This window comes from Paraburkholderia sp., assembly GCF_047605525.1.
In the GTDB taxonomy this organism is placed as follows: Bacteria; Pseudomonadota; Gammaproteobacteria; order Burkholderiales; family Burkholderiaceae; genus Paraburkholderia.
On the sequence record NZ_JASGFN010000009.1, the window covers coordinates 69,707 to 84,168 of the forward strand.

Annotated in this window: 14 protein-coding genes and 1 pseudogene; 6 read left to right on the forward strand and 9 right to left on the reverse strand. The window is 61.6% G+C overall.

Features of this window, described 5'->3' with window-relative positions:
• Nucleotides 1-24: 24 nt before the first annotated feature.
• The 3 genes from QM685_RS14765 (at nucleotide 25) to QM685_RS14775 (ending at nucleotide 3,166) form a co-directional block, all read left to right on the forward strand.
• Entirely contained in the window at nucleotides 25-426 is a 402-nt protein-coding gene (locus QM685_RS14765; protein ID WP_415117102.1) for an ester cyclase, read from the forward strand.
• Between the two features lie 26 nt (nucleotides 427-452).
• Nucleotides 453-1,208: an SDR family oxidoreductase gene (locus QM685_RS14770; RefSeq protein ID WP_415117103.1), complete on the forward strand. Its 756-nt coding sequence runs from the start codon at nucleotides 453-455 to the stop codon at nucleotides 1,206-1,208.
• A 281-nt stretch (nucleotides 1,209-1,489) separates the two neighbouring features.
• Nucleotides 1,490-3,166, forward strand: coding sequence for an alkaline phosphatase family protein (locus QM685_RS14775; RefSeq protein WP_415117104.1), 1,677 nt, complete (start codon nucleotides 1,490-1,492; stop codon nucleotides 3,164-3,166).
• Nucleotides 3,167-3,327: 161 nt separating this feature from the next.
• Here the strand turns inward: QM685_RS14775 and QM685_RS14780 are convergent, their stop codons facing one another.
• Nucleotides 3,328-5,988 carry a glycosyl hydrolase family 28 protein gene (locus tag QM685_RS14780; RefSeq protein ID WP_415117105.1) on the reverse strand — a complete coding sequence of 887 codons (2,661 nt, stop codon included), beginning with the start codon at nucleotides 5,986-5,988 and terminating at the stop codon, nucleotides 3,328-3,330.
• Nucleotides 5,989-6,403: 415 nt separating this feature from the next.
• On the opposite strand from QM685_RS14780, the gene QM685_RS14785 reads away from it, so the two are divergent.
• Nucleotides 6,404-7,018, forward strand: a complete 615-nt coding sequence (locus QM685_RS14785) for a LysE family translocator (RefSeq protein ID WP_415117279.1) — start codon at nucleotides 6,404-6,406, stop codon at nucleotides 7,016-7,018.
• 26 nt (nucleotides 7,019-7,044) lie between these two features.
• Here the strand turns inward: QM685_RS14785 and QM685_RS14790 are convergent, their stop codons facing one another.
• A complete protein-coding gene (locus QM685_RS14790) occupies nucleotides 7,045-7,461 on the reverse strand; it encodes a PPC domain-containing DNA-binding protein (RefSeq protein ID WP_415117106.1) in 417 nt (138 codons plus the stop codon).
• 178 nt (nucleotides 7,462-7,639) lie between these two features.
• Here QM685_RS14790 and QM685_RS14795 point away from each other — a divergent pair, with 178 nt between their 5' ends.
• Nucleotides 7,640-8,005: a hypothetical protein gene (locus QM685_RS14795; protein ID WP_415117107.1), complete on the forward strand. Its 366-nt coding sequence runs from the start codon at nucleotides 7,640-7,642 to the stop codon at nucleotides 8,003-8,005.
• Between the two features lie 50 nt (nucleotides 8,006-8,055).
• Here QM685_RS14795 and dmpG read toward each other — a convergent pair.
• The 4 genes and pseudogenes from dmpG to QM685_RS14815 form a co-directional block, all read right to left on the reverse strand.
• Nucleotides 8,056-8,980: pseudogene (gene dmpG / locus QM685_RS14800) on the reverse strand (4-hydroxy-2-oxovalerate aldolase); the annotation flags it as partial.
• Nucleotides 8,874-9,626 carry a LysR family transcriptional regulator gene (locus QM685_RS14805; protein ID WP_415117108.1) on the reverse strand — a complete coding sequence of 251 codons (753 nt, stop codon included), beginning with the start codon at nucleotides 9,624-9,626 and terminating at the stop codon, nucleotides 8,874-8,876. The pseudogene dmpG and the gene QM685_RS14805, both read right to left, overlap by 107 nt.
• 683 nt (nucleotides 9,627-10,309) lie before the next feature.
• On the reverse strand, nucleotides 10,310-10,654 hold the full coding sequence (locus tag QM685_RS14810; RefSeq protein ID WP_415117109.1) for a DoxX family protein: 345 nt from the start codon (nucleotides 10,652-10,654) through the stop codon (nucleotides 10,310-10,312).
• Nucleotides 10,655-10,656: 2 nt separating this feature from the next.
• Nucleotides 10,657-11,580 (reverse strand): NAD-dependent epimerase/dehydratase family protein, encoded by a 924-nt coding sequence (locus QM685_RS14815; RefSeq protein ID WP_415117110.1) that lies wholly within the window; start codon nucleotides 11,578-11,580, stop codon nucleotides 10,657-10,659.
• A gap of 130 nt (nucleotides 11,581-11,710) precedes the next feature.
• Between QM685_RS14815 and QM685_RS14820 the strand changes: the two genes are divergently transcribed.
• Entirely contained in the window at nucleotides 11,711-12,316 is a 606-nt protein-coding gene (locus tag QM685_RS14820; protein WP_415117111.1) for a TetR/AcrR family transcriptional regulator, read from the forward strand.
• 266 nt (nucleotides 12,317-12,582) lie between these two features.
• On the opposite strand, the gene QM685_RS14825 is transcribed toward QM685_RS14820, so the two are convergent.
• The 3 genes from QM685_RS14825 to QM685_RS14835 all read right to left on the reverse strand — a co-directional run bounded on the left by QM685_RS14825 (nucleotide 12,583) and on the right by QM685_RS14835 (nucleotide 14,462).
• A complete protein-coding gene (locus QM685_RS14825) occupies nucleotides 12,583-12,738 on the reverse strand; it encodes a hypothetical protein (protein ID WP_415117112.1) in 156 nt (51 codons plus the stop codon).
• A gap of 204 nt (nucleotides 12,739-12,942) precedes the next feature.
• Nucleotides 12,943-13,368: a transposase gene (locus QM685_RS14830; RefSeq protein WP_415117113.1), complete on the reverse strand. Its 426-nt coding sequence runs from the start codon at nucleotides 13,366-13,368 to the stop codon at nucleotides 12,943-12,945.
• A 209-nt stretch (nucleotides 13,369-13,577) separates the two neighbouring features.
• Entirely contained in the window at nucleotides 13,578-14,462 is an 885-nt protein-coding gene (locus tag QM685_RS14835) for a 3-keto-5-aminohexanoate cleavage protein (protein ID WP_415117114.1), read from the reverse strand.

A 14,462-nucleotide genomic window follows, 5' to 3' on the forward strand; every position in this document is an offset into this window, starting at 1 on the left:
GCTTTCATCTTCTGCGAGATCATCATGAGCAAGACCACACCCGAACAGAACAAGGCCCTCGTTCTCGAGGCTTTCGACACGCTCTTCAACCAGCGCGACTATGCGGCGGCGCAACGCTTCTGGTCCGATCGCTACATTCAGCACAGCGCGCACATCGCACCCGGACGCGAGGGCCTTTTCGCACTGGTGCGCACGCTGCCGGACGCCCTGCGCTACGAGAACCAGTTGATCGTCGCGGAAGGCGACTACGTGATCGCGCATGGCCGCTTCGCCAATAACGGCCGCGCGCGTGCGTGGATTGCCGCTGACATCGTCCGCATCGAAAACGGCAAGCTGGCCGAGCATTGGGACGTGTTGCAGGAAGAAGCGACGCGCGCCGAATCTGTCAGCGGTCTGCCGATGTTCGGTGACCGCTTTGCTGTTTGACGACATGACGCCTGGAGGGCTCGAAAATGAAACTGACCGGCAATACGATCTTCATCACGGGTGGCGGTTCGGGCATTGGCCGCGGGCTGGCCGAGGCGCTGCATCGGCGCGGCAACAAGGTCATCATCGGCGGGCGCAGGCCCGGCGTGCTCGACGAAGTGATCGCCGCCAATCCCGGCATGGCGGCCATCGAAATCGACGTCGGTAACGCGTCAAACATCGAAGCCGTCGCCGCGAAGCTGATCGCGGACTATCCCGATCTCAACGTGCTGATCAACAACGCGGGCATCATGCTGCTCGATTCCGCTGCCGGGCGCATCGACGACGCACGGATGGCCGCGACGATCACCACCAATCTGATGGGCCCGATTCGCGTGACGTCGGCATTCGTCGAGCATCTGAAAACGAAACCCGATGCGGTGATCGCTTACACGACGTCCGTGCTCGGCTTCGTGCCGCTTGCACTGAGCGCGGTCTATTCGTCGACGAAGGCAGCGCTTCATTCGTACGTGCTGTCGCAGCGCTTCCTGCTGAAGGACGCGGGCGTGCGAGTACTCGAAATCGCGCCGCCGTGGGTCCGCACGGACCTGCTGAACAGCCGCGACGCCGAACAGGCGATGCCGCTCGATGCGTTCATCGACGAGACGATGGTCGCGCTCGGCACCGATACCGACGAAGTTCTCGTCGAGAATGCGCGGATGCTGCGTAACAACCCGGGGCCAAACGAGCATGCGCTCGTGACGGGTTTCAATGAGCAGTTGACGGCGTTGCTGGCCGGTTAGAACGGCGCCGGGGCGGCTCAGGCCCACGCTCCGGCAGTCGATCGGTCATTCCGGTGCCGATATATTTCGCCCCACCAGATACTTTTCCACTCCTTATGCCGGGTGCTTTTCATACTCGACACATCGCATCCCGGCGCGTCATACGGATCATCCAATCCTTAACAGAACCTTAGGAACCAGGTAGCAGGAAATAAAAAAAGCGAATCACACAACTGACTTCTTTGCGCTTCAAATTCGTCCTCGCATTACCCAATATTTCGTGGCAAACAACAGGACGAGACATGAAGACGATCAGGAATTGGAAGCATAAGCAAAGCGCGATTTGTGCAGCCATCACGCTGCTCGCGGGACTGCACACGGCAACCGCGGCGGCGTCCGACAATCACGATCATGACCGCGATCGCGACCACACGCCGGTCAAGCATGTGCTGCTAATCAGCTTCGACGGTCTGCACGAACAGGATGTCGCCCGTTGCATCGGCTCGAACACCTGCCCCAATCTTGCTCTGCTGGCGAAGTCGGGCACGACGTACGCCAACGCTCACACGCCGGGCCTGTCGGATTCGTTTCCCGGACTCGCGGCGCTCGTGACCGGCGGTTCGCCGAAATCCGCCGGCCTCTTCTACGATGTCTCCTACGACCGTACGCTTTATGCGCCGTCCGACGGCAATTGCACGGGCAAGACGGGCTGGAACGTCGTATTCGATGAAACTACCGGCATCGATGCGGAGAACGGCGGAGCACTCACACATCTCGACGGCGGTGGTGCGTTCAATCCGCAAGCCATTCCGCATGCGTTGATCAATGGTGTCTGCACGCCCGTGTATCCGCACAATTATGTGAAGACCAATACGGTTTTCGAAGTGGTCAAGAGCAAAGTGAATGGCGCTCGTACCGCGTGGGCCGACAAGCATGCGTGGGGCTACGACTGGGTCAACGGACCATCCGGCACCGGCGTCGACGATCTTTCGCGCACCGAAATCAATTCGCTCGATCCGGCGACCCATACGAATTACCTCGACACCTACACGCATACGGAGAAGTTCGACAATTACCATGTGCAGTCGCTGATCAACGAGACCGACGGCAAGGATTCGACGGGTCAGGCAAGCGCCGCTGTTCCGACGGTGTTCGGCGCCAACTTCCAGACGCTGAGCGTCGCGCAGAAAGCCACCGTCGCAACGGGCGGCGGCTATCTGGATGCGAGCTTCACACCGGGTCCGCAGGTCGCCGGCGCGATCGCCTATCTGGATGACGCGCTGGGGCGCATCGTCTCCGAACTGAAACAACGCAACCTTTATGCGTCGACGGCAATCATCGTCACGGCGAAACATGGCCAGTCGCCGAGCGATCATTCGACGCTCGTGAAAAACGGCGACACGCTGACCAGCCTGCTTGAAGCAAACAACTACCTGGATCCGAACGGCAAATTCGGGCAGGCCAGCACGCAAAGCGGCAACCTGAACGACGGAACGGGGCTCGTCGGCACCGGCTTCGTGCAGACCGATGACGTCGGCCTGATCTGGCTGCGCGATCAAAGCCAGCTCGCCGCGGCCGTGAAGACGCTGAAAGCCAACCTGAGCTGCAACGCACCCGGCATTTGCGCGGACGGCCCGCAGGCTTACATCCTGTATGGCCCGCAACTGGATAACTGGTTCGGCGATCCGGCGCGCGGCCGCACGCCCGACATCATCGTCCAGCCGAACCCGGGGGTCATCTACACGTCGAGTACATCGAAGGATGAAGAGCATGGCGGCAATGCGCCCGATGACAGTCATGCCGGTCTCGTGGTCTACGTGCCGCACGCTCACCACGCGGGACGAGTCAGCAACGAGCGCGTGCTCACCACGCAGGTGGCGCCGACGATCCTGCGCCTGCTCGACCTGAAGCCTGAACTGCTGCATGCCGTCGCCGTCGAGGGGACGCGTGCGCTGCCGGAGTTCGATCGCAGGGATTGAGCTCCAACGTCATTCAGGTATTCGGGCCGGATTCAACTGACTCGAAGCAATGCTCCATACCCCCAGCGCCCCAAAAGCAGAAAGCCCCACCGCCACCCGTGGGGCTTCAAAAAGGACTCGCGGCACGACACCGCGAGTCCAGCGCTTTCACGAAACGGCTGTTACTTCACATTCGGGAAAGCCGGCCAGGACGAAGCCTGATCGCACAACGACAGCTTCGGATTCTGCGAGACGATCGTCGCCGCGGGATTCGTGTCGCCGGCGGCTCCCGCATCGTCGCTGCCATTGACGGTCAGGTTCAGCGTGTTCGTCGGGGTCGTGTACTTGCCCGCGCCGCTCGACGTGTTCGTCAGGATACCGCCCGAACCGTGCGCGAACGACTGACCAATCAGGCTCACGTTCGCGCCGAGGTTCAGCGTGGCGTTGGCCGCCTTCGACTGCGACGAACCGTCGGTCGAGCCGATGTTCACGACAGGCTTGCTCAGGTTCGAAATAGCCAGCACGACGTCGTTGTCCGCGACCACGTTGTCCATGTTCAACTGGATCACGCTCTGCGTATTGGCGTAAGCGGTGTCGGCATGCAGACCACGGAAGGTCAGGTTGCCGCCGCCGTTCTTGCCCGCGGCCTTGTTGGCCGGAATGTTCATCATGCGGATATTGTTGAGGTTGATGTCGTGGAAGCTCGGCACCAGCCAGCCCAGACCCGTGTACGAAATCGGGTCGGCACTCGGGCCCGTGTAGTACATGTCGAACACGAGGAAGTCCTTCACCCCACGCATGCATGCGCCGTCGTAGTAGATGTTGCTGACGTCGCCGCCGCGCGCCTGACCACTCTTGATGCGCAGGCCTACGATGCCCATGTCCGTCGCCGAACTGGTGCCGTCGTAGATGTTGTCGAAGTAGTTGTCGTAGAAGTGAATGTTCCGCACACCTGCATTGGTCGGGCTGCCGATCGACAGGCCGTGACCGTTGTAGTTATGGTTGTGCGCAACCGTAATACCGTAGGTGCGGTTCGACGAAACGTCGCGGTTGCCGTCGATGCCCCATGCCATGTTGGCCGCCGCCGAACCGTTCTGCGCACCGTGCGTGGCGCCCGGACGCGGATCCTGCAAACCACCCTTGAATGCGACGTTGTCGTCGGACGGGCTCAGGAAGTTGTACACGATCGCCACGTTCTTCACGTAGCCGTCGAAGTAGACCTGGCCTGCGGACGTCGTCTTGCTGCCCGTGCCGAGAACCGCGTGCTCCGGTCCCGCCGCGACGCTCGGGTCGACCCCGTCGGTGTTCTTCACGCCGGTCGAGCTGGCATCGATCGTCGCACCCGTATAGAGATGCGAGTACGAACCGCTTGCGCCATCGAAGCCGTCGTTGTTCATGCCCACGGCTGCCTGGTTCGCCGCATCCGGCAGCAACGGCGTGATGATCTTGATGCCCCACACGGTCAGGCCATCCACGCCGTCGGCTTCGACGGTGAAGAAGGTGCTGTTGCGGAACGTGATCTGATACAGCGACAGGTTCTTCGACTGCTGCATCCACAGCATGCCCGGGTTGCCCTGGAAGCTGTACGGGCCGCCGCCGATGTCCTTGTTGCCGTGGTACGAGATATCCCACCAGCTTGCCGGCACCCAGCGCGCGCAGCCCGCCGTGCCGGCGGTACAGCCGCCGCCCGTGACCGTGTAGCCGCTCGGGACGCTGGTTGCCTGGCGGTTCACCACATAGGTGACAGCCGGCGTGGTGAGCGTCGTCTTGCCCATTGCGGTGACCACGTCGCAAGCTGTGCCTTCAGGCGCGAGCGTGCCCGCGCGATAAGCCGCAATGGTGTTCGTGCAACTGAACTTCGGCGTCGTCACACCGGTGATGTCGTTGCCCGAATACGTGAATGCTTCGGTTACGCCCGTTGCCCAGCGGATCGTCGGATACAGCGGCGACGAGCTGATGAGCGGCATGTAGCCGCGTGCGTCGATCGAGCCGGTGCCCATGATCGCCGCATTGACCGTGTGCGTGCCGCGGATCAGCGGGTAGCAGTTCTGCATGCCGCTCGTGCCGGCGATGGTCGCCGCGCCCGCGTTGGCGGTGCCGGCCGGCGCGGGAAGTCCGGCCGGATTGTTGATCGCCGCGCCGCAGGTGATCTGGTTGGGCCGGTCTTGCGCGCTCTTGTCGTAGACCACGACGTCGCGGCTCGCGAACAGCGTGACGCCGTCGTCGACCCACAGCGTGACGCCCGACGGCAGAACCAGCGGGCCGCTCAGGAATGCATTGCCGGCGCCGCCGCTGTTCCTGACGAGACGCACCGCGAATTTGGTGGCCTTGTAAGTCGGGTTCGACAGGGTTTCGCTCGACGCGCCCGCGATGTTGACGAGCGGGTTATTGGCCGCCTGCTGCGTTGCGGCTGCCTGCTGATCGGCCTGCGTGATCTTTGCGCCGACTTCCGCGTCCACGGCTGCGCCGCAGGCGTCGAGTGCGGCCTGGATTCGTGCCTGGTCCGGGTTGTTCAGCGCGGTCGTCGCCCCGCCGTAGGTCGCCGGTGTCGGGTCCGCGCTGAGCGGCAGCGAACCGTCGGCGTTCTTGACCAGGTTGTTGCTTGCCTGGAGGGTCGCGCAGACCTGCGTGTCCGACGGCAAGGACGGCGAGTCGGGCAGGTTGGTATCGCCGGCATAGCGGCCCGGCGTCCAGACCGGGTTCGTCGGCGTCGTCGGGTTCGTGCTGGGGGGTGTGGTCGAACTGGAACTCGAGCCGGAAATGCCATCTCCGCTACCGCAACCGGCAACGGTCAGGACAAACAGGCCGAGTACGGCGAACTCTCGGGCCGAGCGCATCTTCATCAGTCATCTCCTTGGGAGTGGATCCAGTTCGTGCTCAGTGGCAGGCCGCGGTGCGAAGGCGTCACTATTTGTTATAAGACATCATATGAGATACAACTCAAAAATCCCGATCCGGCAATCGCTTCGTGGCCTGTGGCGGGCGGGTCTCTCCTGTGCTGTCGACATAACGATCGGGCCCGCAGCCTGATCCATAGGGATCGCAATGCAACAGGAATTCAGTGCCGGCCATGTTGTCAGGCAACGATGTAATTCATCGTACAACGTACGACGGATAATGCGTCAGCGAGTGGGCTCTTTCAATTACAGTAAACCCCACCCTCCCGAACCGGAGACTGTTCAGGGGTGAACCACACGACTAAAGAAAGCGCGCCACCCGAGCAGATCGAACTCGTACCCAACCCACCACCGGGGATCCATCTTGCAATCCATCAACACCCTGCTCGCGCTCGCGGGCGTTCTGTTCATCAGTGTCGCAAGCCCTGGACCGAACTTTCTGATCGTCACGTCGACCGCGATTGCGTCGCGCGGCGCCGGCGTGATGACCGGCCTCGGACTGGCTGCCGCCTCCGGCACGTGGGCCCTGATCGCGATCGCGGGTCTGAGCCTGATCGTCACGCACGTCGCGTGGATCGGCGCCGGGTTGCGGGTAGCCGGCGCGCTCTATCTGATCTGGCTGGGCATGAAAATGATCCTCACCGCGCGGCGCCCGTTATCCGCGCCCGCCCGCACCACCGCATCCGGTTGGGCCGCGACCAGGAAGGGCTATTTCGTCAGCATGACCAACCCGAAATCCGTCGCGTTCTATGGCAGCGTGTTCGCGCTGATGGTGCCCGCGCATGCGCCGTTGTGGCTCGTTATCGCCGTCGTCGGGCTTTCGATCGGCATCTCGTGCGCGTGGTATTGCGGGATGGCGTTGCTCGCCTCGCATCCCGCCGTCCGTCAAATGCTGGTTCGGCGCAAGGCCGCGCTCGATACGGTAGCGGGCGTGCTGTTGATGGGCCTGGGCGGGCGGATGCTGGCGGGTCGTTGAGCGGTCGTGCGGGGCCGGCATGTAATTTATCCGGCGGAGTTCGCCTCCGGTCCGCCGCGAATCACCAGTTCCAGGAAGCCCGTTTTCGCATCGAGCTCCCGCGCGAACACATACCCGGCAAGCGACACGAGCAACAATTCGGCGGTCGTGCGTACCGTGCAGCCGCGCGCCACATGACCGCCGAACACCTGCCCGCGAGCGTCCGCAATGGACATATGCAGGTGGGCGCCAGCGGGCGAGACGGAGCCGGCGAGCGTCAATATTTCGAGGTCGCCGCGAATTTCGGTAGGCGTTTCGGCTCCCGCGAATCGCAGTGCCGCGACGTCGAGACTGCCGATGCCCTGAACGACGAAGGCGGCTTGCAGTTTGCGTTGGCGCAGTATGTCTTCGATGGCGGTGCGCACGTCGTCGCCGGGAGAAAGTCGTAGCGGGTGGGCTTGCATGTCAGGCTCGCGCTCGTCGTCACACGTCAAGGATTGGTCGGCTCCGCCGGTCGAAAGAACCGTTGAGCTCCGTTATACGCTTCCCGGTCACTCGACGCGACTCTTCACATCGTCCACAATGCGCGTTCGTTCCGCGGACAATTCCGTCTTACCCATGCCGACCAGAAGAACATTCCTCATGTTGCCAGGCGCGGCTTTATTCGCCGGCAGCGCAGTGCTCGCGCAACCGTCGCAGAGACCACCCGGTCCAGTCGTGATGGTCCATTTCGATTACTACTCGAAGGACCGCGCGCAAATCAGCGCCCTCGAACATCGGCTGCAAAGTGCAATCAGGCGCGCAGGTGCTGGAGAACTCGGTGAAAGCGAGTTGCACGTCGATGGTAATGACGGCTATTTGTACATGTACGGCCCCGATCCCGATCGGCTCTACGAAGCGACGAGTTCGATCCTGAAATCATCCAGATTGATGACCAATGCCGAGGTCACGATGCACCATGGCGCTCGTATGGAAACCTTCGTGATACATCGGAGCGACGCGTGGTAAACGCCATCGCTCCGTGACATAGTCCCTTCAGACTTTATGCCGCGTTCAGGTTAGCGGCCGCGCGAGCACAGATCCAGCGCCACATCGACGATCATGTCCTCCTGGCCGCCCACCATCTTCCGCTTGCCAAGCTCGACGAGAATGTCGACGGTCTTCAGGTTGTACCTGGCCGCTGCGATTTCGGCATGGCGCAGGAAGCTCGAGTAGACCCCGGCATAACCGAGTGCCAGCGTTTCACGATCCACGCGCACCGGCCGATCCTGCAGCGGACGCACGAGGTCGTCGGCCGCATCCATCAGCTTGTAGAGATCGCAGCCGTGATTCCAGCCCTGACGCTCGGCCGCCGCGATGAACACCTCTAGCGGCGCGTTGCCCGCACCCGCACCCATCCCGGCGGCTGGCATCGACGCGATCGCAGCCCTCTTCCACCGCCACCAGCGAGTTCGCGACGCCGAGGCTGAGATTGTGATGCGCATGGATGCCGGTTTCCGTTGCGGGCCGCAGCACATCCTTGAACGCGCGAAAACGCTCGCGCACGTCGTTCATCCCCAGTGCGCCGCCGGAATCCACGACATAGACGCATGACGCACCGTAGCTCTCCATCAGCTTCGCCTGCTTCGCGAGTTTTTGCGGCGTGGTCATATGGCTCATCATCAGAAAGCCGACCGGGTCCATGCCGAGCTCGCGCGCGAATTCGAGGTGCTGTCGAGAGATATCGGCTTCGGTGCAATGGGTTGCCACTCGCACTATGCGCGCGCCGGCGTCGAACGCATTGTGCAGGTCATGTGTCGTGCCGATGCCGGGAATCAGCAAGGTCGCGATCTTCGCGTTCTTCACGCTTTGCGCCGCGGCTGCAATCCATTCGACGTCACTGTGCGCGCCGAAGCCGTAGTTGAAACTCGAACCTTCGATGCCGTCGCCGTGCGCGACTTCGATGCTGTCCACGCCAGCATCGTCGAGTGCCGTCGCGATGGCGCAGTCCTTCCATGTGGAAGGCCAGTGCAACTTCCTGTGCAAGTCCGTGAACGGGAGCATTCGGATAGAGGATCATCGGTTCCTCGTCGAGATCGCGCAACGAAACCGATTTTCTCGAACACAGCCGATGCCCTTCATACAAGGCCACCAGAAAGCGCTCCTTCATCACGGGCTCGACACTCAGGCCATCGTCGGCGGGGACGAGACGATTGAAACCGATGGAGATCCGGCGATCGTGCAAGGCCGCAATCTGAGCGGCTTTGGACATGTTATGGACACTGATTTTCACCGCCGGCCGCGCCTTGTGAAAATCGGCCAGCAGACGCGGTATCACGTTGAGAATGCCGGAGCTGAAAATGCCGACGTCGAGGCGGCCGAGATAACCCTCGCCGGTCAGTCTGGTCTCCTCCTCCGCGCGGCTTGCCAATAGCAGCACATTCGGGACCTGGTCGAGCAAGGTCTGACCCGCTTCCGTCAACACCGCGCCCTTCGGCGTGCGGATAAACAGTTGCACGCCCAGTTCTTCCTCGAGCGCGCGGATGTGGCGCGTGAGTGGCGGCTGCGCCATGTTCAGCCGGGCTGCGGCGCGGCCGAAATTGAGTTCCTGGGCGAGAGCCAGGAAATAGCGCATCTGTTTCAGATCCACAACGTCTCCACCGCACTTGGTTCCGCGTACTCTATCAGACGCGTTATATCTGCGCACATCAAAGTCTGCGACGATAATTCCCACTGAAGCCCATTCCACCGTCGCGGGACGCGCTACCAGATATCAGCAAAGTTTGATGCAACCGGGTGTCGCCGCAAATCCTATCGATTTTTCGAAAACACAATGTCTGCATGAGACCCACAGATCAAATGGTTTGCGGACCAAACTAAAAATGGGACACATTAAATATACGTAGCACCGCAACCAAATAGGAATCGAACATCTAGCTTGGACGTTCGAGCGGACAGCAATCGCAGCCGTCGACCGAATGGCTGCTCCGAATCAAAGACCCGCTCGATCGTCTTCCAGTACAGTTCGCCCTTTGCGGTCGCTGCCCGCGCAAGATGTCAGCGGCTGGTATGGGTTCCTCAGCCGACGATGATGGTAGGCCGATCCCGACGAACGACCGCTTTGACCACCGTCGAACGGCAGTGCGCGGCCCAATTCGGCCATTGACCTGCGCGGCGACTGACTGGCGGCTTCTAAAGGTTGAACCGACATTGGGATTCAAGTGCGTGCGAGGGAGACAGGCGATCTGCGGGCGTGTTTCAGGTATCTGCAGCGCGGATTGCCTGCGCGGCGTGTTAGCGTTCCAGGCTCGCTCGTCCGATGGTGAGGAAGCCTCAACTGCGAGCAACCAAGGTGACCACAATCAGAGCCGAAAAGACCAGCGCCGGAGCGAGATGTCGGAACGGCTCCCGATTTCGCACCAACGTGAAGAGCGCTCCGCTCATGATCGCACCGGCCAACGTTAGGCCCAAGACCCTGGTTTGTTGTCCAAGAAGAAGTGCCGCACTGAGCAATTCGAGCGCGCCACAGAGCAACTGAAACCATGTCGGATAGCCCCAGCGTGCGAAGTCGCGCTTCACCGGGCCGGGTCTTGCAAGATTGACCACGCCAGCCACCGCGAACAGAACCGCGACGATGATCGCGAGGGTTGATTCGAGAGACGCACTGTTCCACGCCATCGTCATGCTCCGTGAGGTTGCTGGAAGTGTTTTTGCGCAGAGATGTCCTCAATCAGGCCGGGGCCATGGGGTTCCCACGCAAGAACTCCCCGGGCCTGCTGGCCGCTGACTGTCTGATCGATCGCCAATGCATCAGCGAACGGCCCAAGCGATTTGCGCGCATCGTCGAGCGGCCAGAATTCGACGCGAGCGGCGCCGACCGAGGCCCGAATCGCTTCACCCATTTCGGCAACCGCGATGGCCTCTTCCGCGACCACGTTGAAGATCTGTCCCGTGACTCGACTGTCTCCGGTTGCCGCCTGCTCCATCGCGCTTAGATAAGCCGTGGCGAGATCATCGACGTGAACGGCCGGCCAGTGATTGCGACCATCGCCGACGACCCTCACACTGCCAGTCTGACGGACCATCCCGGCAAGCATGCCGAAGATCCCACCACCGTAACCGTGCACCATCGCCGGCCTGAGAATCACCGCGGCAATCGAGCGGCTCGCTGCCAGCGCTCGCACATGTTGCTCCACTGAGGGCCGCCAGGCGACGAGTGGTGTCGGGTTCAGCACTGATGCTTCAGTCGCGGGTTCTCCCGCTGTATTGCCGTAGACCCAGGTGCCCGACGTATAGACAAAAACCGCGCCCGGACGCAAATGCGAAAGCATCGCTACAACCGCGGCCTCATCTGCAGTAGCGGCGGAAGCATCGTTGGTCGACGCGGCGTGCACCACGCCATCAGCGGCACTGGCCGTCACAGCGAAAGACTGTGGCTCAAGCAGGTCGCCGACATGCAGTTTCGCACCGAGACGTGCCAGCCCACTGGCGGCGGCCGACCGGTCCTGGCGCACCAGCGCGGTCACCTGATGGCCGCGGCTGATTGCCCTGCGCGCGATCGCTTGCCCGATGTAGCCCGTACCACCTGTAATGAACAGTTCCAAAGCGCTCTCCCCAACGATTGCCTGCGAAGTTAAGTAGTCACCAAAACGAGACCAGTCAGTCTCGTTTTGGCAAAGGTAAACGAGACTGATCAGTCTTGTCAACTGGTCGGCGATCTGGTATTTATTTCGTATGAACGCTTCCTCTCTTCCTGGCCTGAGCCCGCTGCAACGCCGCAAGCGGACTGCCATCCTCGACGGCGCAAAAAGCGTTTTTTTGAGCCAGGGTTTCGGCCTGGCAACCATGGACGATGTCGCCGCCGCCGCTGGCGTCGGCAAACAGACGGTCTACCGTCACTTCAAGTCGAAGGAGGCGCTCTTCGTTGGTCTGGTGAGTTCGATGTGCACTCAGGTGGGCGGAGTTCTTGCTGGCGCTCAGAACGAGCAATCCGATGGCGCTCCCGAAGTCGAGTTGCGCGAGTTGGGATGGGCGTTGGCGCAAATCCTGATCACGCCGGATTATCTGCGGCTTTACCGGGCCATCGTTGCGGAGGCCGAGCGTCTTCCGGAACTCGGCCAGGTGTTTTACGAAAATGGGGCAAAGGTCGTGCGTGCCTTCGCTGCAAAAATTCTGCGAAAGCAATTTGACGAATCGACTGCTGCATTGCGGGCTGCGACATTCGTTCAGCTGGTGCTAGGCGACGCGTATCTGGAACTGTCGATTGGCTACACGGTGCCCGATGTTGAAGCGCGCTTTGCGCTGCAGATTGACGAGGCGGTGACAGCTGCACTTCGCTAAGAAGCGCCGCATAAGATGCGAGCCGCTGCATGCAGAGCGCAGCGGCGTGTAGCGCGGCAAGCACTGGCCCGTCAGTGGCCGCAAATATATGGCCGCCACGGACGACCGTGGTAAAGCCTGCAAGATTTACGTGAACGGATCCAGGTAACGCATCCCACGCCGTTTCGACGACCGTCAAGACGGTGTGGTCACCGCTTACTTCTCGTCGAGCAAGACGGGTTTTTCGTTGCCCGCGGGGCGCGGGCTACATACAGCGGTGGAGTCGCTCAGCCGTTCAGTTGCGACTCGACGTTCAGGACAATCCGTGCAACCGGGTTGCTGTCTGCGGATTGCGGCGCGAACTTGATCTGGGCGAAGGTGACGATACCGAGAGCGACGACGAGGAGTGCTCCAGACGCGGCGATGCGGGGAAGGTATTTCACAGGGACCTCATTTTGATGGTGTAGACAGAAACTGGGCGAAGCTGACAGGCGTGTCAAATCACCTTCAGCGGCATGTCTGTCCGCAACCCGGCAACGCCGGACGCGGTCGTCAGATCGCACTTACCGATCGGACAGGGTTTGTGCAGTGCATTATAACACGACCGCCAAGTCGCACCTACCAACCGCACAGGCTTGTGCAGTGCACTATAAATGGTTTTTCCCCGTGCTCGGTGCGACACCCTGTCGCCAGCCGATGCTTAATTGCTTGAGCGTTTCGTGCATGAAAGCTTTCTGTAGGCCGTAACGTGCCGTCATCATCGACAGGATATCGCGGCGGCCAAGTCGCCCGAGCGTGGCTGGTGCGCGAATCGGTGCGGTGCGCGCAAGGATATCGATGACGATCAGCGGCGCGCCGCAGTGCCGGCAGATGAAGGCCGGCCAGGTTTCAACGAGCGTCTCTTCGGGTGATGTATTGACCGGTGCCGTGATGTGCAGCAGTTCACGCACCTTCACGAGAGTGGCGCGGCGTACCGGATTCGCCAGCAGTCCACCGTGACGGAGGCGATGGAAACCGACGGGAAGCACATGCAGCAGGAAGCGGCGCATGAACTCGTTGGCCTCCATCTTCATGCTCTTGCTGCCGAGCAGGCATCGCTCGACGCCCGCCAGCGCAAGGAGAGGGACGCACGAATCCGGAACCACCAGAGATGTATGACGGGGAAGGAGATGGTGCACCGCGTTGCCATCCAGTCGCTAGCGTTGCAGGACCTACAGCATCGACACAACTTCGAAATTTAAGCGACCCGCAAGTTGAAGCCGAAGTCCTGGCGGCGGTACGTTCAACCCATTTTCAGCTGAAGGATCTCCCTCGCATCTCTTGGAGAGGCAACGCTGCCGCCGAGCGAGATAACGATGTCCCGCGCCCGTTCGACCAACGCGGCGTTACTCGCGGCGAGCACCCCTTTGGTCAGATAGAGGTTGTCTTCGAGCCCAACGCGCACGTGGCCACCCGCGAGCCACGATTGCGCGACCATCGGAAACTCATATCGTCCGATCCCGAACGCACCCCACACCGCGCCGTCGGGCAACAGGCTGCGCGCGTAAAGCAGCGTTTCGGGCGATGCCGAAAATCCGTATTTGACGCCCGTCACGAGACTCCACAGTCCAGGACCTTCGAGCACGCCCGAGGCGATCAGATCACGCGCCAGATGCAGGTCGCCGGAATCGAAGATCTCGAGCTCCGGCTTGACGCCCGCCGCGCGAATCGCGGCGGCCATCCGTGTGACGTTCTTCGGCGTGTTCACCACGATCTCGTCGCCGGAATTCATCGTGTTCAGATCGAGGCTGCAGATATCGGGGCGCAACGCGACGATATGTTCGACACGGCGTTCCGGCGCCATCAGCGTTGTGCCTGGCGCCGCCAGCTTCGGATCGTCGTCGCGAGGAACGAAGCGGCCACCGGGACCGGTGGTCAGATTGATGATGAGATCGCGGTTCTGCTCGCGGATGCGCTCGATCACCTCGGCGTAGAGAGCAAGCTCCATCGACGGCCGACCGGTCACGGGATCACGCACATGGATATGCACGGCCGCCGCACCCGCAGACGCGGCATCGAGCGATGCCTGCGCAATCTGCGCTGGCGTGACCGGCAGGCCAGGATGTTGGTCGGGCCGCGTGATGTTGCCTGTGACCGCGCAGGTAATGATGGTTTTGCGTGCGTGCAT